This window comes from Luteolibacter luteus (genome assembly GCF_012913485.1).
Classification (GTDB): Bacteria; Verrucomicrobiota; Verrucomicrobiia; order Verrucomicrobiales; family Akkermansiaceae; genus Haloferula; species Haloferula lutea.
In genome coordinates, this window is the sequence record NZ_CP051774.1 from 1228063 (window position 1) to 1251729 (window position 23667).

At 60.4% G+C, this 23667-nt stretch carries 26 protein-coding genes; 7 read left to right on the plus strand and 19 right to left on the minus strand.

Annotated elements, in window-relative coordinates; translation table 11 throughout:
* Positions 1 to 65 precede the first annotated feature (65 nt).
* Together HHL09_RS04990 and HHL09_RS04995 are read left to right on the plus strand one after the other, a co-directional pair.
* Positions 66 to 1139: an amidohydrolase family protein gene (locus tag HHL09_RS04990; RefSeq protein WP_169453375.1), complete on the plus strand. Its 1074-nt coding sequence runs from the start codon at positions 66 to 68 to the stop codon at positions 1137 to 1139.
* Entirely contained in the window at positions 1139 to 1531 is a 393-nt protein-coding gene (locus HHL09_RS04995; protein WP_169453376.1) for a Rieske (2Fe-2S) protein, read from the plus strand. Before HHL09_RS04990 ends, HHL09_RS04995 begins: the two co-directional genes overlap by 1 nt.
* A 3-nt stretch (positions 1532 to 1534) precedes the next feature.
* Here HHL09_RS04995 and HHL09_RS05000 read toward each other — a convergent pair whose 3' ends face one another.
* The 10 genes from HHL09_RS05000 to HHL09_RS05045 form a co-directional block, all read right to left on the minus strand.
* The gene (locus HHL09_RS05000) at positions 1535 to 2161 is read right to left on the minus strand and encodes a TVP38/TMEM64 family protein (RefSeq protein WP_169453377.1); all 627 of its coding nucleotides are present in this window, start codon (positions 2159 to 2161) and stop codon (positions 1535 to 1537) included.
* Between the two features lie 8 nt (positions 2162 to 2169).
* A complete protein-coding gene (locus tag HHL09_RS05005) occupies positions 2170 to 3582 on the minus strand; it encodes an SLC13 family permease (protein ID WP_169453378.1) in 1413 nt (470 codons plus the stop codon).
* A gap of 103 nt (positions 3583 to 3685) precedes the next feature.
* Positions 3686 to 5122, minus strand: coding sequence for a hemolysin family protein (locus HHL09_RS05010; RefSeq protein ID WP_169453379.1), 1437 nt, complete (start codon positions 5120 to 5122; stop codon positions 3686 to 3688).
* A 7-nt stretch (positions 5123 to 5129) separates the two neighbouring features.
* The gene (locus tag HHL09_RS05015; protein WP_169453380.1) at positions 5130 to 5390 is read right to left on the minus strand and encodes an FmdB family zinc ribbon protein; all 261 of its coding nucleotides are present in this window, start codon (positions 5388 to 5390) and stop codon (positions 5130 to 5132) included.
* Positions 5391 to 5452: 62 nt separating this feature from the next.
* Positions 5453 to 5722: a 30S ribosomal protein S14 gene (gene rpsN, locus HHL09_RS05020; protein ID WP_169453381.1), complete on the minus strand. Its 270-nt coding sequence runs from the start codon at positions 5720 to 5722 to the stop codon at positions 5453 to 5455.
* A gap of 198 nt (positions 5723 to 5920) precedes the next feature.
* On the minus strand, positions 5921 to 6298 hold the full coding sequence (locus HHL09_RS05025; RefSeq protein WP_169453382.1) for a bleomycin resistance protein: 378 nt from the start codon (positions 6296 to 6298) through the stop codon (positions 5921 to 5923).
* A gap of 133 nt (positions 6299 to 6431) precedes the next feature.
* Positions 6432 to 6911 carry a hypothetical protein gene (locus HHL09_RS05030; RefSeq protein WP_169453383.1) on the minus strand — a complete coding sequence of 160 codons (480 nt, stop codon included), beginning with the start codon at positions 6909 to 6911 and terminating at the stop codon, positions 6432 to 6434.
* Between the two features lie 148 nt (positions 6912 to 7059).
* Positions 7060 to 7950: an NAD(P)-dependent oxidoreductase gene (locus tag HHL09_RS05035; protein WP_205760981.1), complete on the minus strand. Its 891-nt coding sequence runs from the start codon at positions 7948 to 7950 to the stop codon at positions 7060 to 7062.
* An 80-nt stretch (positions 7951 to 8030) separates the two neighbouring features.
* Positions 8031 to 8924 carry a helix-turn-helix domain-containing protein gene (locus HHL09_RS05040; RefSeq protein ID WP_169453385.1) on the minus strand — a complete coding sequence of 298 codons (894 nt, stop codon included), beginning with the start codon at positions 8922 to 8924 and terminating at the stop codon, positions 8031 to 8033.
* Between the two features lie 168 nt (positions 8925 to 9092).
* Positions 9093 to 10040 carry an N-acetylmuramoyl-L-alanine amidase-like domain-containing protein gene (locus tag HHL09_RS05045; protein WP_169453386.1) on the minus strand — a complete coding sequence of 316 codons (948 nt, stop codon included), beginning with the start codon at positions 10038 to 10040 and terminating at the stop codon, positions 9093 to 9095.
* Positions 10041 to 10160: 120 nt separating this feature from the next.
* Here HHL09_RS05045 and HHL09_RS05050 point away from each other — a divergent pair, with 120 nt between their 5' ends.
* From HHL09_RS05050 to HHL09_RS05060, 3 genes are all read left to right on the plus strand, one after another.
* Positions 10161 to 10586 carry a DUF5069 domain-containing protein gene (locus HHL09_RS05050; protein ID WP_169453387.1) on the plus strand — a complete coding sequence of 142 codons (426 nt, stop codon included), beginning with the start codon at positions 10161 to 10163 and terminating at the stop codon, positions 10584 to 10586.
* A 73-nt stretch (positions 10587 to 10659) separates the two neighbouring features.
* Positions 10660 to 11487 carry a hypothetical protein gene (locus HHL09_RS05055; RefSeq protein ID WP_169453388.1) on the plus strand — a complete coding sequence of 276 codons (828 nt, stop codon included), beginning with the start codon at positions 10660 to 10662 and terminating at the stop codon, positions 11485 to 11487.
* 103 nt (positions 11488 to 11590) lie between these two features.
* Positions 11591 to 13225: a fumarate hydratase gene (locus HHL09_RS05060; RefSeq protein ID WP_343224874.1), complete on the plus strand. Its 1635-nt coding sequence runs from the start codon at positions 11591 to 11593 to the stop codon at positions 13223 to 13225.
* A gap of 74 nt (positions 13226 to 13299) precedes the next feature.
* Here HHL09_RS05060 and HHL09_RS05065 read toward each other — a convergent pair whose 3' ends face one another.
* The 4 genes from HHL09_RS05065 to HHL09_RS05080 form a co-directional block, all read right to left on the minus strand.
* Positions 13300 to 14808, minus strand: a complete 1509-nt coding sequence (locus HHL09_RS05065; protein WP_169453390.1) for an OmpA family protein — start codon at positions 14806 to 14808, stop codon at positions 13300 to 13302.
* A gap of 124 nt (positions 14809 to 14932) precedes the next feature.
* Positions 14933 to 15496, minus strand: a complete 564-nt coding sequence (locus HHL09_RS05070; RefSeq protein WP_169453391.1) for a hypothetical protein — start codon at positions 15494 to 15496, stop codon at positions 14933 to 14935.
* Positions 15493 to 16062 carry a hypothetical protein gene (locus HHL09_RS05075; RefSeq protein WP_169453392.1) on the minus strand — a complete coding sequence of 190 codons (570 nt, stop codon included), beginning with the start codon at positions 16060 to 16062 and terminating at the stop codon, positions 15493 to 15495. Before HHL09_RS05075 ends, HHL09_RS05070 begins: the two co-directional genes overlap by 4 nt.
* A gap of 9 nt (positions 16063 to 16071) precedes the next feature.
* Entirely contained in the window at positions 16072 to 16611 is a 540-nt protein-coding gene (locus HHL09_RS05080) for a YqhG/Tai3 family protein (RefSeq protein WP_169453393.1), read from the minus strand.
* A gap of 144 nt (positions 16612 to 16755) precedes the next feature.
* Here HHL09_RS05080 and HHL09_RS05085 point away from each other — a divergent pair, with 144 nt between their 5' ends.
* Entirely contained in the window at positions 16756 to 17460 is a 705-nt protein-coding gene (locus HHL09_RS05085) for a hypothetical protein (protein WP_169453394.1), read from the plus strand.
* 139 nt (positions 17461 to 17599) lie between these two features.
* Here the strand turns inward: HHL09_RS05085 and HHL09_RS05090 are convergent, their stop codons facing one another.
* Positions 17600 to 18685 carry a fibronectin type III domain-containing protein gene (locus tag HHL09_RS05090; RefSeq protein ID WP_169453395.1) on the minus strand — a complete coding sequence of 362 codons (1086 nt, stop codon included), beginning with the start codon at positions 18683 to 18685 and terminating at the stop codon, positions 17600 to 17602.
* 208 nt (positions 18686 to 18893) lie between these two features.
* Between HHL09_RS05090 and HHL09_RS05095 the strand changes: the two genes are divergently transcribed.
* Positions 18894 to 20270 carry a class II fumarate hydratase gene (locus HHL09_RS05095; protein WP_169453396.1) on the plus strand — a complete coding sequence of 459 codons (1377 nt, stop codon included), beginning with the start codon at positions 18894 to 18896 and terminating at the stop codon, positions 20268 to 20270.
* 16 nt (positions 20271 to 20286) lie between these two features.
* Here the strand turns inward: HHL09_RS05095 and HHL09_RS05100 are convergent, their stop codons facing one another.
* The 4 genes from HHL09_RS05100 to HHL09_RS05115 all read right to left on the minus strand — a co-directional run bounded on the left by HHL09_RS05100 (position 20287) and on the right by HHL09_RS05115 (position 23627).
* On the minus strand, positions 20287 to 21117 hold the full coding sequence (locus HHL09_RS05100) for an SDR family NAD(P)-dependent oxidoreductase (RefSeq protein ID WP_169453397.1): 831 nt from the start codon (positions 21115 to 21117) through the stop codon (positions 20287 to 20289).
* Positions 21114 to 21935 (minus strand): SDR family NAD(P)-dependent oxidoreductase, encoded by an 822-nt coding sequence (locus HHL09_RS05105; protein WP_169453398.1) that lies wholly within the window; start codon positions 21933 to 21935, stop codon positions 21114 to 21116. Before HHL09_RS05105 ends, HHL09_RS05100 begins: the two co-directional genes overlap by 4 nt.
* Positions 21935 to 23119 (minus strand): OmpP1/FadL family transporter, encoded by a 1185-nt coding sequence (locus tag HHL09_RS05110; protein WP_169453399.1) that lies wholly within the window; start codon positions 23117 to 23119, stop codon positions 21935 to 21937. The genes HHL09_RS05105 and HHL09_RS05110 overlap by 1 nt, the downstream gene beginning before the upstream one ends.
* Positions 23120 to 23234: 115 nt before the next feature.
* A complete protein-coding gene (locus HHL09_RS05115) occupies positions 23235 to 23627 on the minus strand; it encodes a helix-turn-helix domain-containing protein (RefSeq protein ID WP_169453400.1) in 393 nt (130 codons plus the stop codon).
* Positions 23628 to 23667 lie beyond the last annotated feature (40 nt).

A 23667-nucleotide genomic window follows, 5' to 3' on the forward strand; every position in this document is an offset into this window, starting at 1 on the left:
GAGATCGTGTTTGCTAGCGGCGATTCCGCGCGCTACCGGATAGAACATCGTCTGAAAGGAAGCGCATGGAGAATGCTGGCCCGGATCCGGATCGGAAGTTGTCGCTGATCGATTGCGACGTGCACTGCGTGCCGGTGCATGCCTCGGAAATCGTGGACCGGCTGCCGGCCTATTTCCGGACCCAGGGTCTGGTGCTGCCGGGAGGTCCGGGACTGCCCCACCCCACCGGCGTGCGGCGGGTCGATGCACGCGGGCCGCAGGGCGAACCTGCCGGATCGCTGCCGTCGAAAATGCGCGAGCAACTGCTCGATGCCTACGGAGTGGACTACGCCGTCTTGATCGAGGCCAAGATTCTCACAGTGGGTGTACACCCGGACACCCATTTTGCGAACGCGATCGCCAGTGCGCACAATGATTGGATCCGCGAAAAGTGGATCCCTTCGGATCCACGCTTCCTCGGCAGCATGATCGTGAACCCGCTCGACCCGCTGGCAGCAGCTCAGGAGATCCGGCGAGTTGCGGGATCCGAAAGGATCGTCCAGATCGCAATGACAAGTGCGGCGCGCATTCCCTTCGGAGACCGCATCTACTGGCCGATCTACGAGGCGGCGTGCGAGGCAGGCTATCCCATCGCCCTGCATCCCGGCGCGGAGGGCAAGGGCGTGGCCGGGCAGTTCGGTGCGGGCTATCCGTCGAGCTATCTGGAATGGCACACGAATCTGCCACAGGGCTTCATGGCGCAACTGACCAGCCTGCTGTGCCGTGGGGCGATGAGTCATTTCCCCGATCTGAAGTTCGTGATGGTGGAAGGTGGCTTCGGGTGGGTGCCTCACCTGCTATGGCGTCTCGACAAGAACTGGAAGGGTCTGCGCTCGACCGTCCCATGGTTGGATCGGCTGCCGAGCGAGTATGTCTTGGAGCGCGTCCGCTTCACTTCGCAGCCCGTGGAAGAACCACCTTCGAACGACCAGCTTCTCGAGATGCTGGCGATGATCCAGGCGGAACGAACGCTCATGTTCTCCAGTGACTACCCCCATTGGGACAATGATTCCCCGCTACGTGCCTTCCCGCGATTGCCGGCAGAGTTGAAAGAGCGGATCTTCTGGAAGAATGCCACGGAGTTCTACGGCCTCCTGTGATGAACGAGAAGCGTGCGATCACGGTTTGTCCGGCGGCAGAGCTGCCTCCGGGAGAAAGGAAGATCATCGATGCCGGCGACGGCCGCTCGATCGGGATCTTCAACGTGAAGGGAAAGTACTATGCACTCCGTAATTTGTGCCCGCATGCAGGGGCCGAGCTTTGCCGCGGATTGATCACCGGGATGAACGAGGCATCGGAAGTCGGTGAGTATCACTGGGTGCGGGAAGGAGAAATCCTTCGTTGCCCCTGGCACGGCTGGGAGTTCGACATCCTGACGGGGCGCTCGATCTTCAACCCGAACGCGGTGAGGGTGAAGACCTATGAAACCACCGTCGTGGAATCCTTTGAAGTGGGTGTCGATGAAGGCGGGATGGTGGTGGTGATGGTCTGAACCTCACCGGTGAACCGTCATCTTCCGCGCGGCGAGCCAGAGGATCGCGGGGACCATGATGCTAAAGAGCATCGTCCAGCCGGGAGCCTCGCGGCCGACTGCACCGATCCACGCAAAGACGAAGCCTACCGGCACACTGCCGCAGGCAAGGGATGCGAGGAATCGACCGAATGGCATTCTTACTAGACCTGCCGTACATGATAGCGCTTCCGGGAGGATCGGCAGCGCGCGGGAAAGCGCGATCATCCAGCCTCCGCCCCGACTGAAGAGAGCCCTGCCCCTTTCAAAATCGTTGTCTCCCAGAAGCTTCCGCGCCGCTTTCTCGCCAATAAGACGTCCGATCCCATAGCCGCAAAGTCCGGCTACCATAAGGCCCGCCGCAGCAACGAGGCCACCGATCATGGCTCCATAGATAAGCCCGAGCGCCGACATCACCACCGTACCCGGCACCGGTAGCACCAGATCCGCGGCCATGAGGCCGATGCCCGCCGCCCATGCCCATGGCCCCGCACCTTCAATCCAAGCCACAGCTCCCTGTAGGGTAAAGCGGGCTTCCAAACTACCGCCCCACACCAGCCAGGTGACAAGCACCAGCGCGGAAAGCCCGATAAACCAAAGCAAAAGCCTCATGATCCTTCTTAAAAAACCCACCACGCCAATAGCGTGACCGCCACCAGGCAGAACACATCGAGCAAGATTCCAGCCCGCATCATCTGGCGTTGCGGAATCCGTCCGGTAGCGAAGACGATGGCATTCGGCGGAGTGGCCACCGGCAGCATGAAACCGCAGGACGAAGCGATCGCAATCGGGATCACCAGCTTGGCCGGAGCGATCCCGAGTTCCATGCCAATGGAATGGAAGATCGGCACCATGAGTGCGGCGGTAGCGGTATTGCTGGAGAACTCTCCAAGCAGGATCACGAAGAGCAATGATACTGCAATCACCAAGGCCATGGGCCAGCCGTGAACCAGCGCGACGATCTTCTGGGCGAGGAAGAGGCTGGTGCCGGTCTTATCGAGCATCGCGCTCAGGGCCAAACCGCCGCCAAAAAGCAAAAGCACACCCCACTCCGTGCCTTTCTCGATCTCCTTCCAGGTGACCGTCTTGAAGACCACCAGGGCCATCACGGCGAGCAGAGCGACGATGGTGTCGGTCGATCCAGCAATGCCCACCATCTTTCCGAGATACTCCCCGGAGATCCACAGCAGGCCGGTGACGATGAAGATCACCACCATCGCGATGCTTCGCGAGTTGGCCGGCATCAGGTTGAATTTCGGCAAAGGGAAAGTCGCGCGCTCCGGCCGGCAGCTCAGGCGTAGCGCAAGCACCATGAGGAAGAAAAGGATCAGCATCGACGGAATGCCGAAGCGCAACCACTCGACAAAGCCGATATCGAGCTGCTTCGCTGCGATTCCATTTGGCGGGGTACCAACCACGGTGCCAAGTCCTCCCACACTGGAGGCGTAGGCGGTGCCCAGCAGGAGATACATCGCATTCCGGTTGCTCGCCGCTCCTTCCGGTAATTTGCGAAGAATCCCCAGCACCAGCGGGATCATCAGCGCGGTGGTGGCGGTATTGCTCATCCACATCGAAAGGAAGGTGGTGGTGCCGAAAACGAGCCAGGACACGCGCATGAAATCGCCCTTACCTTGGATAAGAAGCTTGTTGGCAATCCATTGGTCGATCCGCTGGGCGGACATGGCGGAGGCCAGCGCGAAGCCGCCGAAAAAGAGGAAGATCAGTGGATCTCCGAAGGAAGCCAAGGCAGTCTTGATGTCCATCACGCCCGTGAGGGCGGCAAGGATGGGAACCAACAAGGCGGTGGCCGCGAGCGGAAGAGCCTCGCTCATCCAGAGGAGTCCTATGCAGAGGAAGATTCCAAGACCGAGCCTGACTTTCGCAGGATCGATCTTGCTGCCTTCGGCCGCATCAATCGGGAGAAGCAGCGCCAGGGGAATGAGAAGGAGACTGCCGAGGATCAGCCAAGTCTCCGGACGGCGGTAGAAGGGACGGGAATCGTCCGGAGCCGGGGGATGGGTCTCTTCTTCCATGCTGCTGCCTTATTTGAAGAGAGCAGCAGGGAGGCGCAAGGATTGTCGGCGGGCCCCGCCATTCATCTCACAAACGGGCCGATCATTCCGTTGTCCACGGCGATCACTCCTCCTCTTCTTCTGCACCGATGGCCGCGACAGCGGGCTCAAGGCGGCGGAAGTGGATCTGGCCCACGCGGCGACCGTCGGTGCTGGTGACCTTCGCTTCCCAGCCGTTGATCTCGATGACTTCGCCGACCTCCGGGAAGCGTCCGAGCTGCTGGGTGATGTAACCGCCCACGGTGGTCACTTCGCCGCTCTCCAACTCCAACTCCTCGGCCATGCTGGCGAGGTCATTGAGGGTCATCGAGCCTTCGATCACGAACTCATTGTCGTTGATCCAATTGGACTCGGGCTTCTCGTTGTCGAACTCGTCCTGAATGTCACCCACCAGCTCCTCGATCACGTTGTCGAGGAACACGATGCCCACCGGTGTGCCGAATTCGTCCACGGCCATCGCCAGGTGTGCGCGCTCCTTCAGGAAGAACTTGAGCAGCATGTCCAGCGGCATGGTATCCGGGACCATCCGCAACTCGCGCTTGATGCGCATGAGATCCGGGTCCGGGGTGTTGACCAGCTTGAGGATATCCTTGATGTGGATCAGGCCGATCGCGTTGTCGAGGTGGCCGCCCTTCACCAACGGGAAACGGGTGTGCTTGGTGCGGCGCGCAACCTCCAGCGCCTTTTCAAAAGGCTCGTCGGAATTCAGCACCACGACCTCTTGGCGCGGCGTCATCACATCGCGCACCCAGAGTTCGTTCAACTCGAGCGCATTGATCAGGATCTCGCGCTCGGTTTCGGTCACCTCCTGCGCGCGTTCGCTCTCTGCCACCAGCAGGGCCAGTTCGTCGGAAGAGTGGATATGCTCGCCCTCGGCAACCGGGTCGATGCCGAAGCACTTCTTCAGGATCCAGTTCGCAGTGCCGTTCAGCACCCGGATGGCCCAGTGGAAGCCCTTGTAGAAAACGTGAAGCGGGCCCGCCAGCATCAGGGTGGTGGCCAGCGCCTTGCGGATGGCGATCGACTTCGGCAGAAGCTCGCCGATCACCACGTGCAAGAAGGTGAAGGAGGCGATTGCCAGCAGGAAAGAGATCAGCTTGATGACGGCGATCGGCTTGCCGAGCAGCACCATCGTCACCGGAACGCCCATCTTGTAGAGAGCGGGTGAAACCAGCGCCTCGACAAAAGGCTCGCCAAGGAAACCAAGGGCCAGCGAAGCAATGGTAATGCCGAGCTGGTTCGCGGAAAGGTAGCCATCCAAGTGGCTGACCACATGCAGGGCGGTTTTCCCGGCACGGTTGCCCTTTTCCTTGGCGGCAGCCTCGAGCTGGCTCGGGCGCACCTTTACGATGGCGAACTCCGAGGCGACGAAAAACGCATTCAGCAACAGGAAGAAGACAATCCCCAGAAGATAGAGGATGGTCTCACCTGCGGATGGAAATTCCGTGCGGAGCTCCGACGAGACAGATGCAAGCAGGAGAATGTCGGGAAATGCATTCATTTCCCGCTCAGAGCTTCTCGTAAACTCCCTGATCCCTCTTTTGAAGGATGGTGAACCCTGCCGCCTTCGCGTCGCTCACAGAGAGCGGCTTGGCGATACGCGGCGTATTCACCTTGGAGATCACCTTGCGCACCGGGTGCTTGCAAAGCGGGCACTGCTCCAGCGCAGGGCGATCAATAGGACGCCTTAGCTCAAACCCCTGCCGACAAACGCGGCACGATCGCTCCGGATCCTCGGGGGCTTCTGAAAGATATTCGTAGATGGGCATCGATGAGACGGAAGGTCGAGCGGTTACCGCCTTCCGTCAACCGTAGCGGACGGCGTGCCGTTTTACCAGCTCGACTTCGTCACACCCGGGATCATGCCGTGCGACGCGAGTTCGCGGAAGCTGATACGGGACAGACGGAAGCGACGGATGAAAGCGCGGCGGCGGCCGGAGTATTCACAACGGTTCACGAGGCGCGTCGGGCTCGCGTCACGGGGAAGCATCGTCAGACCAATGTAGTCCTTCTCAGCCTTCAGCTTGTGACGGAGGTCGGAATATTTTGCGACGGTGCGTGCCTTTCGCTCGTTGCGTGCAATCCAGCTCTTCTTAGCCATAATTCGGGGCGCGGTGGATATCCGATGGGGAGACCGATGCAAGCCCAAACTTGCGATTTTCCTCCACCTTTCCCGCCAAAGGGCGGGTCCGAGGGGCGAAACGGCCGGATTTGGGTGCGGCGAAGGCCCCGAAAAGAAGCCTGTTATGCCTGTTAAAACAGGGAAAATAACAGGCGAATCCGGTTTCCATCGGAAAGTTCATTCCTCCGGGACGGTCGAGGTTCCATCGCTCTCCTGGCCGAAGCCCAGAAGGTTGCCATCAGGGTCCTCCACCACGAAATCCCGCATCCCGTAGTCGTAGTCTTTCGGGGGAGCTTGGGCGACCGCGCCTTTCGCGGAGATCCCGGCATGGTAGCCGTTCACGTCATCGCAGAAGATGTAGATGCTCCCCTGCCCCACTTGGCGCTTGTTGGTGGATGCAGGCCCGGAGAGGTGAATCTGGACCTCACCATGCTGCACGCCCGCGTAGTCGCCAAAGCGGAAGCGCTCCGTGAAGCCGAGGACCTTCGTGTAGAATGAGAGGGAAGCGCCCAAATCGGAGACGTGGAAGGTGGTGGCGGAGCCTTTGGTGTTCATGGTGTCGCCGGGCGGTTCATTTCAATCTTTGGCCTGCTCACGATATTCGACGGAAATCCCGCGAATGGACGACTCCTTTCTGTGGGCCCCGGTGCCGCTGCTTGAGGGCCACAAGCAATTCAGAGTCCAGCCATCACGATCCCGCCAACGTCCCGAAATGGTTCCAATAGGTCTCCGCTGCTTTGGCAAGCTCACCCAGACCAACCTCCCGCCCGCTATCGAGAACGAGCGAGAAACCCTCCGCCGATACGGAGAGAATCCCGTGGACGCCCTTGGCGATGAAACAGGAAATCGATCCAGATTCATCCGCACTCAGAATTCCCAGACCCCAATCTTCCAAGGATGGGAAATCCGCAGGACTGGCGTAAGCGGCAGGCCGATGGGGCAAAGATGAAATCGGCCCCGGTGCTACAGCATCCAACCCGAGAAAAGAGAACTCCGTACATCCATGGAGGATCAGATCGATCCGTTCGCCGGGATCATCGAAAAGGTCCCTGAGATAGTCGATAGAGATTCCCAGCCGAAGATCCCCCGGCACCGAGCCGGCAATGCTTCCCACGCAGCCGTCATGGAGGAGGTTCCAAAGATCGGGGACCAGTGGCGACGAGGTCATTCAGCGTTCGTTTTGGCAAAACACGCGCTTTGCTCGCGGGGCGGGAACACATTCCCCGCCCGGAGAAGCACAAACGGGCGCGCACCCGATCCATAGACCGGATGCGCACCTCAAGTCAGCAGCGGAACGCGGTCCCCGCGTCAGAACATCACGCCGCCGCGGGCTTGCGGAGCAGCTTGATGATGGCCGCCACCTCTTCGTCGCCGTAGCCGGCCGAGGCGGCCCGACGGAAGAATCCGGCGAAGAACTCCGGCATCTCGGTGTTAATCCCGGCCTCCCGCGCAGTATTCAGGATCCGCTCGGTGGCTTCCACAGAGATCGACATCGGGCTTTCGCTCACTCGGAAATCGCCCTTCTGAATTACCCCGCCCTCGTATTTCAGGAAATCCCCGAAGGCCGGGGCAATGCGGGCGACGATCTCACCATACTCCGCGGCGCCGAAGCCCTCCGCCTCACCGATAAGCGCGCCGTGGAAGAAGCCGAGCGTGGCTCCATAGACATAGGACAGGGTGGCCAGATCCATCGCCGCGGCAGCGCTGATCTTTTCACCCAGATAGGTTGTGCCGCCCGCGAGGTAGCGGAGGGCTTCCTCGCCGCGCTCCCAAGCATCCTTCGCCCCGGAAACCAGAATCAGGGTGTCCGGCAGGCCCATCTGGGTGGGCGCGGCCTGAATCGCGCCATCAAGATATCGACCGCCGTGGCGATGGACCCACTTTTCTGCCCTGCGGGCTTCCTCGGGGCTACCGGTGGTGAGCTGGATCAAGAGGCGTCCCTCGAGGGCCTCCCCAGCCCCCGCAGCACCGAGGATTTCGTCCGCGGCGGCATAGTCATGCACGCACATCAGGATGATATCCCCGGCGGCAATCGCCTCTGCCGGAGTGGCTGCCAGCGTGGCACCGGCGGCCACGAGGTCTGCCGCCTTGTCCGAGGAGCGATTCCACACGGTGACGCGGTGGCCCTTTTCCAGCATCAGGCGTGCAAGGGTCTGGCCCATCTTTCCGAGTCCGAGAACAGTGATCGTGTCTTGGTTTGTCTTCACGCCCCCTTTCTCGCAGAAGGCGGCCTCCATCCGGTAACCGGCTGGCGGGAAGAAGTGACCGTTTTCCGGGATTCATCAATTCAGGCGATCTTGTCCTGAAAGGAAGCGGGAGCGACCTTCAGGCCGAGGCGATACTCGCGCGGGGTCAGTTTGCCGTGGCGCTTGAAGAAGCGCGTGAAGTGCGTGGGCTCCGAGAAGTGGAGCCGGTCCGCGATCTCGGCGATCGAGAGAGATGTGTGGGAGAGCAGGTGCTTCGCCTCCACAAGCAAGCGTGTGGCAATGACCTCCTTCGCATTGCGGCCGGTGCGGGCCTTCACTTCATCGCTGAGGTGATCCGCGGAGACGTGAAGCATCTGCGCATACTCATCCACCGAGTGATGGGTCGCGAAATGTTCGGCGACCAAATCATCGAAGCGACAGAGCAGTTCCCGGCACAACTCGGAATTGGGAGCATGCTCGGTGCGGTCTTCATGGCTTTCCCGCAAGTCATAGAGTAGAGCCGCGAGCGCCGCGGAGAGGCGAGCCGTCTGATAGGGTGAAGATTTTCCTGCAGTGTCCGCGAGTCGCAGGACCTGCTTCTCCACATGCGCAGCCGCGTCGCCGCTCAAGGTCCAGCGACCGGGGCGATCCAGATAGAAGAAAGGGAACTCATTGTGCGGCGAGGCGAGCGGTGCCTCCACGAGTTCGCGCTGAAAGAGGATCACCTGCGTGCGCTGAACCCCGCTGCCGGGGAAGATGCCGCCGGTGAACGCCAAGACCTGCTCTGGAGCTGCTGCCAACATTTCGACGAAGTCGCCATGGTGTCCAAAGGCGAGGAGGAAGAATCCACGACGATGCGGAGGTGTTCGGAGCGAGCCGCTGCGCCGCAACTGGATCACTCCAAACCGCGTGAGATCACCGGAGGACTGGATGCCAAGCCATGCCGCGTAGTCGGCAATCTCGCCATAGAAGGGAATGGAGGACCGGGATGGCATGGTGTCGGGAATCTGACAGCCCATGCCGTCTTGGCAAGCGGTCCTCTTTCACGACCAGCCGGGACCCGTGCCTAGTTCGTGATGTATCTCCTCAGCATCCTCCTCGTTCACCTCAGGAAACAACCCTTCCATGACCTCGAATGCCGATGGAGAGAAAAGCAACCGGCCTCACCGGGTCGCGATCGGCCGCTGCCAGTATTTCGACGGTGGCGGATCATTCGGGCGGACCACGACAATGCCGGCGTGTTTCGAGCCTTGGTAGAGGTAATCGGTGATTGGGCGATCGATGATGGTCATGCGGCCCTTGTCACGATCCGAGGTGGCGTGAGTGAAGTAGGCGCGGCCTTTCAGCTTCACGATCAGCCCGACGTGCGAGGTGTAGCCGTCGGAGCCATTGCTGGTGATGGCGCAGATGTCGCCATCCTGAAGGTAGCCCTCGACTTCGCGGACCTTGTTCTTCGGGATGTGATAGACGGGGAGCTTCGAGACTTGGGCCTCGATCTTGCCCATTTGCGGGAGCAGCGAGGGATTATTCTTCAGGTAGCGGTAGCTCTTCCACTGCACGGTCATCTCATGGATTTCGCGCCTGAGACGTTGGGCCCCGGGGAGCTGCGGCGTGATATTCTTCGCCAAGCCGCGGCGCTGGTTGTCGTAGAAGACTTCTTCCAAGTGATGCATGCGGCTGAGGTAGCTGCCGGTGCAGCGGCCGTCACGGTAGCGCTCCAGCTCCACCATGTGGAGCATGTCCTGTGGCGTATACGGGCCGGGCTTGTAGCGGAGCATCCGCGCGAAGCCCAAGGCATTCTCGTAATAGGTCCAGCAGTCCATCGCATTGAGATTCACCACCGGCGATTCGATCCGGTCGTCCACCTCCAGCGTGTAATTCACATAGGGGGTTCCGACCATGGCACGGGCCACGCGAATGGTCCGGGCACCGAGGGGGAGCTGCCGCCAGTTCTCGGTTTCCGCCTGCTGGACCAGCGCGCGGAACTTTGCCTCACCCTTGAAAACAGTGCCCATCGGCAGACGCGGCGCGCTCGGCGGCGTCACGGTGTGCTGCGCGGCAGCCGGCAGGGACGCCAGGCAGAGAGCCGCGGACAGAATCAGAAACTTCATTGCCCGCATCCTAGGGAAGAGAGCGAAAAAGCAAAGAAGCATTCCGGATAATCAGGGTTGCTGCGTGGAGCTACGGACGCGGGCTTGCCTGTCACGCCAAGCATCCCCCACCCTGCGTCCGTGAGTGAATTCTACGAAACCCCGCGCAGCCCCCGCGACGAGATCGACGGCGTGGTGTATTTCCCCCGCCTCTGCCACAAGGTCCGGCTGCATGCGGCGGGTCGCTTGCATCCCCAATATCATGCGAACCTGGGTGGCGGCATGGACCTCTGGACCTGCCAATTTTTCGGCGTGGACTACGCGGAACTGGCGGAGCACATCCGTGCAGGAGCCTCGGACGAAGAGGCACTCGCTTGGACGCGAGAAAACGGGGTGAGCCGCGAGCCATTCCAATTCGCATGGTGGAGTTCCTTCATGCGCACCCGCGGCTTCCGGGATGAAATCGCAGGAAAGCTGGCCCAGCGGAAGGCGGAGTCCGGATTCGCCGATCGCCATGACATCCTGACTTTCATGGACTACATCGACGCCGACGAGGGCCGGATATGACGGGGTAGCGGCGGGGGAAAATCAGCCTTGCGGGGTGGTTCATTTTTATTAGAGATCAAAGGCGTCATCTCTGGTGTCCGCCCCAACCGGCGGCATCCCACCCCACAAGCCGATGAAGCACCCCCTGCTGTCTCTAGCCTTTTCCCTACTCGTTTTTGGAACGCTTGCCCACCCGGCAGCAGCCCAGACCATTGAGAACGTCGATCCCGGTGTACCGGACAATTCTTTTTACGCGGACCTTCCTTTTGAAACGACGATCGGCGGCGATCTGGAGCAACGGGCGGGCTTCAACTACCGGACTGTCGAGGGTTTCGGCCCCGGCCGCGTGTATGATTTCTGCGCCGATTACTACGTGGGCACGGCCTATCAGGGACTGATCTACAATGTCGAGACCGGGCTGGGCAGCAACTTCGGTGCCTCCCAGAACGATGCGATCGGTGCGCTGTTCTCGAATTCCATCACTGGCTTCGACGATCTCCTGAACCAATATCTGGCGGCGAACGGCGGAAGCTGGGACTACAACGACGAACTCTCCGATCAGTACGACGCCCTCCAAGGCTATGCGGCGGGGATGCAGATCGCGCTCTGGGAAATCATCCACGACGGGACCGACAACGGACTTTCGATCGTCCAAGGCCCGGACGGCGGCGATTTCCGGGTGGACGATATTCCCACAGGCTCTGACCCGCGTGCTGAAGCCGGCTACGCCAAGGCGGAGGAATTCCTCGCCAACATCCGCAACAGCACTTGGACCAACACGGGTGGCGTCAATTTCTACTACGCGGTCCCGACGACACCCGGCGAGCAAGACCGCCTCTGGGTGACCGTGGTACCGGAGCCTTCCAGTGCCTTGCTGGGTGCTGCCGGTCTGCTGCTGGTGCTGCGCCGCCGCCGCGCCTGAGATTTTCCCGCTCATTTTCCGATCCCCGCCTGCCGATCCGGCACGCGGGGATTTTTTTTGTGCTCTAGCCGGGCTGGACGGGCCGCGGGGGCTGCCTAGACTGCTGCGCATGCCCGAATTCGTCTATCAGGATCCTTTCCCCCTCGGTGCCGATGAGACCGAGTATGAGTGCCTCACTAGCGAACACGTCTCGGTGGCGGAGTTCGACGGCAAGCCGATCCTGAAGGTGGCGCCGGAGGGGCTGGCCCTGCTGGCGAACGAGGCGATGAAGGCAATCAACTTCACGCTGCGCCCCAGCCATCTCGCTCAAGTGGCCGCGATCCTGGACGATCCCGAGGCCACCGAGAATGACAGGATGGTGGCGCTGATGCTGCTGAAGAATGCGGAGATCGCGGCAAAGGGCATCCTTCCCGCATGCCAGGATACCGGCACCGCGACAGTAGTCGGAAAGAAAGGCCAGCAGGTGTGGACCGGCTGCGATGATGCCGAGTGGCTCTCCAAGGGCATCCACAAGACCTATCAAGAGGAGAACCTGCGCTACTCCCAGACCGCGCCCCTCACAATGTACGAGGAGGCGAATACCAAGACCAACTTGCCAGCCCAGATCGACCTCTATGCGAGCGAGGGCGATGCTTACAAATTCCTCTTTGTCAGCAAGGGCGGCGGCTCGGCGAACAAGACCTTCCTCTATCAGGAGACGAAGGCGCTGCTGAATCCGAAGCGGCTGAAGGAATTCTGTGTCGAGAAGATGCGTTCGCTCGGCACCGCGGCCTGCCCGCCCTATCATCTCGCGATCGTGATCGGCGGCACCTCCGCTGAGACCTGTCTGAAGACGGTGAAGCTGGCTTCCACACGTTACTACGATGCGCTGCCGACTTCCGGCAACGAGCATGGCCGCGCTTTCCGCGACCTGGAGCTGGAGAAAGAGCTGTTAGAGGCGGCGAGGAACATCGGTATCGGCGCGCAGTTCGGCGGGAAGTATTTCGCGCTCGATGTGCGGGTGGTGCGCCTGCCGCGTCACGGTGCATCCTGTCCAGTGGGCATCGGTGTTTCCTGCTCCGCGGATCGCCAGGCGAAGGCGAAGATCACGAAGGATGGGATCTTCCTGGAGAAACTGGAGAAGAACCCCGGACGCTTCATCCCGGAGAAGTATCGCGACTGGAAGTTCAAGGGCGTGGAGATCGATCTCGACCAAGGGATGGAGAAGACGCTTGCGACCCTGAGCAAGTATCCGGTGACGACGGCGGTCTCGCTGAGCGGCACGATCATTGTCGCGCGCGACATCGCCCACGCGAAGATCAAGGAGCGGCTGGATGAAACGGGCGAGCTGCCCGCTTACATCAAGGATTATCCCGTGTATTACGCAGGTCCGGCAAAGACTCCGGCCGGCTATCCGTCCGGATCCTTCGGCCCGACGACCGCAGGCCGCATGGACTCTTACGTGGATCTCTTCCAAAGCCACGGCGGTTCACGCGTGATGCTGGCGAAGGGCAACCGCTCCCAAGCAGTGACGGATGCCTGCAAGGCTCACGGGGGCTTCTATCTCGGCTCTGCCGGTGGGCCCGCCGCGCTGCTCGCGAAGGAGCATATCAAGAGCCAGGAAGTGGTGGAGTATCCGGAACTCGGGATGGAAGCGGTATGGAAAATCCGCGTGGAGAATTTCCCGGCCTTCATTCTGGTGGACGACAAGGGCAACGACTTCTTCAAGAAGATCAACGAGTGCCCGGTGTGCGTGTGAGTGTAAGCGGCAGGTCCTGATTTGCGAAGGCGACGTATAGGAGGGCAAAGACCTATACGTCCCCTAAGTCACGATCAGCGGGCCAGGCCGGGCTCCTCGATCCGGAAGATTGCCACGCGGCGGTCCATGCTTCTCATGGCCTCCGGCGCGGTGGGAGGATGACGGGCTTCCGAGGCACCGAAGCCAACGGGAATCACACGCTCGGCCTCAAGGCCATTGCGCACGAGTTCGCGTGCGATCGCTTCAGCGCGTTGCTGAGAAAGGATCTGATTTTCCTCAAAGGTGCCTTCCGCAGACGCGTGACCTTCGATCACGAATCGAATTCCTGCGAAATCATTGTCCTTCATGGCTGCCGATAGAATGCGGGCCATCTCATAGGAATGGGCATCCGCAAATTGGGTCGAACCGCGCTGGAAGGTGATATCGTTCGTGCTGATCATGCTCTTCTCGCTGACCGGGTAGGAAAGGACCCGGGCATCGCCGCCGCGGTATTCCTGGGGCAAGACCGCGAGATCCGCTTCATCGGGGGTGTACAGGCGGTTCGCCTCGGCAGGCGTGTAGATGGAGACGTAGCCAAGTGCGGCATTCGCCAGCAGCACCGAAGGGATCGAAGTGCGCGAGTGAAAATGGACATAGCGGCGACCGGAATGGAGGAAGCGCGGCGATTCATCCGAGGGAACCAATCCCACAACGTCATCGTCCCCTCGATCCCGGAAGAACTTCGGAAGCTTGCGATCAGGGGCCAACTGGCCGCGCAAGCGATCACGCAAGTAAGCTTCGGTCTCCGCGCGCATTTCATCCGGAACTCCATCTCCGGAGTGTAGTGCTTCATCGGCAAGCTCGGCTCCTCGTTGTTGCTCCACACGGGACACCGGTCCATCGGCGGCAAGGATGCCATCGATGATGGCACGAGCTTCCGCGGGTTGCTTGATCTCAAGCTTGCTGAGGCGGACGGACTCTTCGGCAGCGGTGACTGCTTCTCGGACCGCGGTTTCCTTTTCAAAGTTGGTCGGTTCCGGTGCAACGGGAGGAGGCGTCGCCTGTTTGGCACGATCTGATGCTGTGGCAGGCCGTGAAGCGGGGTTCGCCTTGTCCATGTTTCCATCCTGGACTTCGGCGGCACGCGGGTCCGCTTTTACCGACCGGTCGGTTTTGCGGCTCGCATCGGGAGAAGCTCGGTTCATGTCGGAGTCGTCCACTCGGCGGGAATCGTTGCCCGCCGCTTGGGAGCTGTCGTTGACCTTCCCCGAATTCGGATTGGCTTTGCCGCTGTTGTCCTCGACCGGAATGGCATCGCCTTCGGTCTCGCGGGAATTGTTGTTAGCTTGCTTGCCATCGTCGAGCACGCGGCGCGAATCCTTGCCAGCGGCCTCTGAAGAATCCTTCACAGGCTGCGCCTCGGGGCTGGCTTTTGCGGAGTCATCTTTGAGCGGCTTTGAATCGGGATTGGCTGGTTCTTCCGCCATGGCGACAGGCATTGCGGCAGCGCACACGAGCAGGCAGGAAATCATGGCTCCCCGGCGGGCCATGCCAGGCAGGAGAGAGGAAATTTGCTTCGCCTTCATACGAAGGTTTCTGCTCATCCCATGCCGAAGCAAAAACGGCATAAGCCTCTGATTCTACGATCAAATCGAATACATCCGGAGCCAAGTGCCGTGCAACATCGCTCGTTCGCGAGTGCACTTTGCAGGACTGATCGGTTCCGAATCACCCTTGAGACTCCGGACGAACGATCGCTTCTATCTTCTTCTCCTTGTAAGTTTCCCTACTGAGATCGCAGCGAATGAAGCGATTCTGATAGTATAGAAGGATCTCCTGACATCCTTCGCAGATGATCACTGCGTGACCGTCATCCCAGCGGAGATACCAGTCCGCATGGAAGCCGCCGCAGGCGCTCTCTCCAAGCCATTCCGAATAGGTGCCGGGATCCGAGAGCAGGGTGGCCAATGCGACAGCAGCTCCGGGAGAAAGCGCGGGGTCATTTCGCTTAAAGGCATGTCCCTGCCGGATTGCCGTCGGGAGAAACAACAGCTCCGCAATCAAGCGGGGCGCATCAAAGCCCGGATGAGCCCGCCCCGAGCGGACCTCCACGGGGGCCACCGGCGGAGGAAGGAACGATGCTTCCGGAAGTTTATGGACGATCGCGCCCCGGAGGTTCCATTCCGTCGCTATGCCCACGAAAGGAAAGAAGCGGAGAAGCAGCACCAGAAGGACGATGAGGCCCCAGTAACGCCGCAGCCAGGTGACCAAGCCGCGTATTTTCGCACTCATTCGTCGCCCATGGTTTCGGCTTGTTCGATGGAAGACGCAAGATCGCGGCGGAGGCTCCAAACGGGCCATTCCTTGCTGTTAGATTCGAAAATGATGTCGTCGATCTTCCACCCCGTTTCGGTGAAATGGAGAACGAGCAAGTCGGTCCAAGTCAGATCCTCGCCGGGCAGTTTCATCTTCACCTGCATGTAGGCGCGGCGATCGGAAGCCGATGATTCACCCAGGCCCAGATACTCCACTCCTTCCGCACTATGGGTGAAGACGCGCATCCGGCCCAAAGTGAATTTTTTGGCGATGGGTTGTTTGCCCTCTGCCTTGAGTTTTGCGATCTCTTGCTGCCCCTTCTCCCAGCGGATCGCGACGGCCTTTTGTGCCTCCGAGAAGAGGGCATTCAGATCCGTGGTCAAGAGGGGCCTGACTCTTCCCATATCCTCCTGGTAGCTGAAACCGGCGACTCCCAAGGCATCGGCTTCCCCGTAGAATTTTTTCACAAGGTCGATGGGATCGGCGGCCAGACAGCGGCCGGCTGCAAGGAGCAGGACAAGAAGGATGTGACGGAAGCGCATGCTGAAGTTTCAAGGTTGGATCCCCTTTGAATCGATCCCCTGACGCAGGGAGGATCGCGGATGGCCGTCCTCGATGAAGTAGAGGATGTCATCGATCCGCCAGCCCTCCTTGGTCTGATGAAGGATCACGATGTCGAACCAGCTCACGGAGGGTTGTGATTCCTTGTCGGTCACCTTGACCGGGATGTAGGCCCTGCCGCCCGCAACGCAGGGATCACCATAGGATTCCACCTCACCGGATTCATAGATGCCGCTGAAGATGGGCGAGTCCACGAAAGGCGGCTTGTTCTCCGAGCCGGGAGAAGCGGCGCGGTGCTTGTTCTCCACTTCCCACCAAGCTGCCACCGCCTTCTGTGAGGCGGTGAACTCTTGATTCAAGGACTCCGTCAGCAGCGGTCGGAACTTGCCGATGGTCTTTTCCTCAAGGTCATGGCGGATCTCAAGCGCCTTCAATTCGCCGTAGAAACGTTTCACGGCATCAAGAGGTTCCTCCGCGAGGCACGGGGCGGCAATGATGCCGAGGACGAGCGAAGTTGCGATGGCACGCATTTCATCAGAGCAAATCATCTCCTGCCTGATTTCAAGCAAACTGCAGCCGCCACCCTACGCGATCGCGTGTGCCCAGGGTCTTGAAATTAAGGAAGTGTCCTGCATCCTTCGGGTTGCTGTTTCACCCCCAATCCCCCCTTCGCCATGAAGTTCCCCCTACTTGTGGCAGCAGCGATGCTGCTTGCCCCGATTTCCGCCCTTGCGGCTCCGCCTTCCCCGGTGGGCACTTGGGAAATCAATCTGGCCGGTGCCGACCAAGGCATCGCCTACGTCACCTTCGAGGAAGACCAGGATTTCACCGCCTATGGCGTGAGCCGCGAGTCGAATGGCGTTTTCACGCTTTCCGGCACTTGGTCGGTGAATGAAAAGGGCGTGCTGACCGGCTCCTACACCGAGCTTATCGACGGCGAGAACGTTACCGGCTCGATCAGCGGCAAGGTCACCGCGAAGAAACTGAGCGGAAAGATCGCCGCGACGAACGGCAACTTCAGCTTCAAGGGTGCTCCGGAAAAGGTCACCCAAGACCTGAGTGGCTCCTGGACGGGCGTCGCGGTGCTGGGCAAGACCCGCATTCCGGAAATCTATCAGATCATCGCCACGGAGATCCCCCACGTCTTTCAAGTCAGCGGCACCGGCATTCATCCGCAGGGAGGCGAGTTTACCATCAGCGGCACAGCCATCGCGGGATCCGCGGGCAAGGTGCGGATCTTCGCCTCCAGCGAGTATCCCGGCGCGGAATTCCCCGGACTCACCAATGTCGCAGGTACCGTCAATGCGAGCCGTAACAAAGGCACTCTGAAAGGCTTCGAGTCCACGGGCCAAGCGATCAAAATTCAGCTCCGGCGCTAGCCGGTATCGAATCGATTGATCTCATCGGCATCTTTGGTGGATGCCATGTTTTTCCTTCCATTCCATAGAGATCACGAAAAGGCCCGCTGGGATCAACCAGCGGGCCTTTTGAAATCAAATCCTTTGAAAAGAGCGACACTTACTCTTCGTCGTCCGGTGGCAGAGGCTCGCCGTCGTCCTTGGTGGAGCCGTTCTTGATGCCGAACTCCACCTCGCTGAGGTACTCATTACCCTCGGCGCGATTTTTGTTCTTCTTATCAAACATCTTCTGCACCTGAGACTCCTTCAACTTGCTGCCCACGGTGAGTCGGAACTCGTCGAAGCTAAGATCTCCTGAGCGATCGCCATCAATTCCGCTCCCGTCTGCCAAGAGGAAGGCCCGTGGCTTCGACGGGGCAAGGAACTTGCGGCCACCGAGAGACTTGGCGTATTCCGTCAAATCCACGTCACCCGATGCATCATAGTCCATGTACGCCCAGCGGTGCGCAGCGATCACCCACGCTTGGCGAGCTGCCTGCTTGCGGGCATATTCTTCAAACGTGATAAGCTTGTCGGCATCGGTATCCAGCAAACGGAATCTCCGGGCCCAAACATCATTGCGGCCGCTGCCATCACCAGCCGTCGTCGTCACCGTGATGGAATTCGAGTTTGTGGACTCGCCGCCGGCAGCCGAGAAGGCCGTCACGACGTAGATATAGGGCGTCTCGCCGGTGAGCCCGGAGTCGGTAAATACGGTGGTAGGAGCGTCCACCTCGCCTACTTCATCGCCATCGCGGTAGATGATGTAGGACTCGGCGCCGGTGACCGAGTTCCACTGAATGGTCGCGGTCGTTCCGGTGACTTTCACCTGACGAAGATTTGAGGGCGCGCCGGGCGTCGCGACTGGAGTGGCGGTAGCTTCGTTCGAGGGATTCGAAACAATGGTGCCTGCCGAATCGGAATACCATCTCACCACATACTTGTAGGTGATTCCGGTGGTCGCGGTGGTATCGGTGAAGCTCAGGCCCGTGACCTGGCCTGCGGTTGTCAGCGGAGTGCCGAATTCGCCGCCGACATTGACGGCGCGGTAGACATGGTAGCCAAGCGGGGTGACACCTGTCGGAGCAACCCACTCAAGCTTTACGTCGCCATCGGAAATCGCTGTGGCCGTGAGATTGGTAGGAGTATTCTGCGCCGAGGCAGTGACGGCCGAGATCAGCAGGAATAAAAAAGCGAGAAGACGCATATCTGGAAGGGCAAATGGTGGGGTCTCTTCAGCGGACTCCCGGCACCCTGCGGCGGGTCAGTCCCGCCATCAAGTCATGTTTCATCCCGGAAGGTCTCCCTCTGAAAACCACCGAACGGCGGATTTGTGTCTCAATTTTTTCGATCATGACGCGGGAAAGCTCTATTTCAGGCCGTGATTTCCCGGCGGGACCTGCTTTGTTTCAACCATGAACGAGACCCGGACCGAACGCGACTCGATGGGTGAAATGCAGGTACCGACGGAGGCGCTCTACGGGGCATCCACTGCCCGTGCGGTGGAAAATTTCCCCATTTCCGGGACACCCCTGCCACCGCGGTTCCTCCACTCCTACGGCCTGATCAAGAAGGCGGCGGCGGAGACCAACGCGGAACTGGGTCTCCTCGATTCCGGGCTGGCGGAGAGCATCGCGGCGGCGGCGGCGGAAATTGCAGCCGGCAAGCACGACGCCCAATTCCCCGTGGACATCTATCAGACGGGCTCCGGGACCTCCACAAACATGAATGTGAACGAGGTGATCTCCACCCTCTGCGCACGGTCCGGGGCGAAGGCCCACCCGAATGACCACGTCAATCTGGGGCAATCCTCAAACGATACCTTCCCCACCGCCATCCATCTTTCCACGGCTCTCGCCCTCCAAGAGGAACTCATCCCGGCGCTGGACCAACTCGCTGTCTCGCTCGAGCAGAAGGCTGAGGAATTTCACCCGATCTTGAAAATCGGACGGACTCATTTGATGGATGCCACGCCGGTGCGGCTCGGCCAGGAATTCGGCGGCTGGGCGAAACAGGTGCGGCTGGCCTCGTCCCGGGCACACAAGGCGCTAAAGGCACTCCATGAACTGCCCCTCGGTGGCACTGCAGTGGGCACCGGACTGAACGCCCACCCGGACTTCGCGCCAAGGACCATTGCCCGGTTGTCGGAGTTCACCGGCATCGAATTCAAGGAGGCGTCGAACCACTTCGAGGCCCAATCGTCCAAGGACGCCTGCGTGGAGGTGCATGGCCAGCTTTCCAGCATCGCAATCTCCCTTCACAAGATCGCTTCCGACCTTCGCCTGCTCGGGTCCGGCCCGCGCTGCGGGATCGGGGAGATCCGCCTTCCCTCGACCCAACCCGGGTCCTCGATCATGCCGGGCAAGGTGAACCCGGTCATCCCGGAAGCCGTCACCATGGTGGCCGCCCGGGTGGCAGGAAACCAAACCACGGTCACCTGGTGCGGAGCCGGAGGATTCCTGGAACTGAACGTCTCAATGCCGCTGCTGGCAGCCTGCCTGCTGGAATCGATCTCGCTGCTCGCCAATGCCACGAAGGTGCTGGGAACGAAGTGCATCGATGGCATCGTGGCGAATACCAAGCGATGCGAGGAACTGATCGAGTATTCCCTTTCAATGGTTACCTCGCTGGTGCCGAAGATCGGCTACGATAAGGCGGCGGCGATCGCCAAGGAATCGGTCGCCAGCGGCCGCACCGTGAGGGAACTATGCAGCGAGCGGCTGGGAGAACTTGGCATTAGCGCGGAGGAACTCGCCGAGGCACTCGACCCGGCAAAGATGGCGGGAGAGTGAGATCCTCCCGGTCTCCTTAGCGGCTGACGAACTTCCTCATCAGACGTTCTTGGATCGGACGCAGCACGATCGGGATCCAGCGTCCCAGGAACCAGAGGAGCTTGGCATTCGCCGGGAAAACCACCGTCCGCTTTCCCTTCGAAACGCCCGCGAGGTAATGGCGGGCAGCTTCGTCCGGGCTCATCATGGGAGCCGGCAAATCGTCGATCACTTCCTTCACGTTCGCCCCGACCACGCGATCCTGGCTGAAAATGTTGGAGTTCACGTAGCCGGGGCAGACCACGGTCACCTTCACTCCGTATGCCTTCGCTTCAGCGGCCAAGGAATGACTCATGCCGATCACCGCTTTCTTGGCAGTCGTGTAAGCGGCGGCGGTGGCGTAGCCGGTGACTCCGGCCACCGAGCCGGTACTGATGATGTGCCCCCTACCCTGCTTCACCATCACCGGATAGACCTGCATGACGCCGTTCAGCACGCCCATCAAATTGATATCGAGCAGCCATTTCCAGCGTTCGAAGGGCACCTTGTGGGCTTCACCCAGCAAGGTCACACCGGCATTGTTGAAGAGATAGTCGAGCGTGCCGCTGGAGACAACGCACTCCTCCACCCAGCGGCCGTAGTCCGCGCGGTCGGTAACATTGAGCACCCGGGGCACCAAGGTGCCGGGTCCCCCGCTGACTTCAGCCGCCAACACATCGAGGCCCGCGGCATTCATGTCCGCGGCATGGACCTTTGCCCCGGAAGCGACCAGATGATGTGCAAGCGACCTGCCGATGCCCGATCCGGCTCCGGTGAGAAGCACGGTCTTGCCATCAAAGGCCTTGCGGATGGAAGGGGCGAGGCTCATGCCGAGAGTTCACGGAAACGTTTGACCATGCGGGCGTGGATGCCATCCACCAGACCGGGGAAGCGCGGCGCGACCCATGCGAGCAACTTCGCATAGCGCGGGAAGACGAGTTCATCCTTCCCTGCCTTTATCCCCTTGAGAATCGCCTCGGCCGCTTCAGAAGGCTCGATCATCTTGAAGCCCATCTCATCGATCTGCTTCAAGGTATTGTCGGGATTCGAACGCCGGTAGATCGCGGAGCGATAGATGCCGGTGCGGACATAGCCAGGGCTGACCAGATGCACGGAAACTCCCTGTCCCGGCGCCTCGTGGCGCAGCGTGCGGAAGAGTCCTAACAGCCCCGCCTTCATGGTCGCATAAGGCACCGAGGTGGGATAGCCCGCGTAGCCCGCGAGCGAGGAAACCATGACAATCCGCCCGCGCCGGGCTTTCGCCATCACTTCATAGAAGGCCTGCGTCCACTGGACGTAGCTCAGAAGGTCTGTGCGATAAATCAGATCCCAGTCCTCGGGCTGGATGTCCTTCACCTCCCCGAAAATCGAAACCGCAGCAGCAAGGTAGAGTTCATCCAGACGGACTTCCTTCGTGAATTTCTCCAAGAAGCTGCCGCAACCCTCGATATCGGAGAGATCAAGCGCGCGGACTTCCGCCTGGCCACCCGCGGCACGGATCTCATCCGCCAGAACATCCAGCTTCTCCGTGGAACGTGCGACGAGCCACAAGCGATGCCCCGGCACGCCAAGCTGGCGTGCCAGTTCCATTCCGATCCCCGAACTCGCGCCGGTGATCAGGATCTCCTTCACCGCGGGCGAGTTCATTAGAAGCGATAGTTGCAGGAAAGGCTTACCGAATGGTGACGCGACTCGTATTTGCCATTCGCAGTCTGGCCTGCGGCGGTCGGGAGCGCACCATTCACGTCGCGATTCGAGTAGCCGAACTGATAGGCGATGAACCAGCCCCAGTTGTCGCACTTGCGACCGAAGCCGGCATTGAACCAGTGGCGGTCCGCATCGGAGACCGCGGGGTTGAAGAAGGTGTCGGGCTGGGCGTTGCTATTGTAGTCGTAGCCCACCGCGAACTGGTAGCCGTTCTCCATGGTGTAGCTCACGCCCGCCTCATAGATGAACATCGACTTCCAGTGGAAGGGTACGCCGGTGGCACCGCCGGGCAGCGCGGAAGAGCGCAGCCAAAGGGCATTCAGCGAATCCCAATCAAGCCATTCAACGTTTGCCTCAAGATTCCAACCCGGAGCGGGCTTGAAGGAGTAGCCGCCGGCCAAGCGCATCGGCGTTACGAAATCGATTTCGCCCGGCCCGGAGCCAAGGATGTTCGAGTAAACCTTTCCATCCAAGTCCAGCGAAGTGCTGCTGGTCGCGGTGAAGCCGAAGGAGTGTTGCTCGTGCGGTTTCCAAAGGACCGACACGGCACCGGCCACCGTGGTGCCATCGCCTTCGAAACGGAGGAAATCAAAAGGTGCCACGCCAAGGCCCTGCTCCAAGGTAAGATCGGCATAGTCCGCCGAACCGGAAACGCCAACCGAGAGGGTCTCGGTCAGGTCATAAGCCAGCGCGACCGAAGCGCGCGCGTAGGCGAGGCGAGCCTCCGTCACCACCGTGCGGAAGGGTGAACCGTGGCCCCACTCATTTCCCATCCCGAAGGGACTGGTCAGCGCAAAGCCCCAGGCAAGGTCATCATAGATCGGCTGGCCGAAATAGATGCTCGGTGCCGCCTGCCACTCGGACTTCGATTCGAACGAGCCCGCTCCGGTGGTCACCTTGTTCCCGAGATTGATCGAGTAAACGTTGATCTCGGCCTCCGCCTCTTCCAGCTGGGTCAGGCCAGCCGGGTTATAGTGCACCGCGGCGGCGGTATCCGCCGTGGCGATAAAGGCATTGCCCTTCGCGGTGGCGAAAGCGTCCTGATTCGGAAGGTAGTAGCCCGCCGCGCCGGCCAAGCCGGGAAGAGCGAGGGTGATTGCGAAGGGGAGTGCGCGGCTTTTCATTCGGGTGAACAGCGGAATTTGAAAACGGGTGCTGATATTTAATCTAAATGAATTTGTCAGTTTGAAAAAATGGCCCTCGCTCCTTAAAATGAACGGGACCTGATTCAAACAATACTCACTCCAAGCGCTGATTCCGTGCGGCATCCTGCCGCCGCTGGAAATCGGTGGGGCTTACCTCATAGAAATTCTGGAATTCCCGGCTGAAGTCCTTGGTCGAGGGAAAGCCCAACTCGCTGGCCGCCTCCTTGATCGGAAGGCCCTCCATGAGGAGCTGGCGCGCCTGCACCATGCGTTCCCGGCGCAGCCAGTCCTTCGGGCTGATGCCCAGCGAATCATTGAAGGTGCGGTGAAACTGCCTGTCCGAGACATGGAAGACAGCGCACATCTTACTGACTTTGAATCCGGTTTCCCGGGCGATGGGGCCGAGTGGCATCGGCTCCGGCTCACGCGGGCGGATCGCCACCACCCGCCCGTTGCGGTAAGCAATTTGAAGTTCTGGTCGTTTCATCTTGGGTTCGATGAGGATAATCTAACGGGGGGTAGATTGC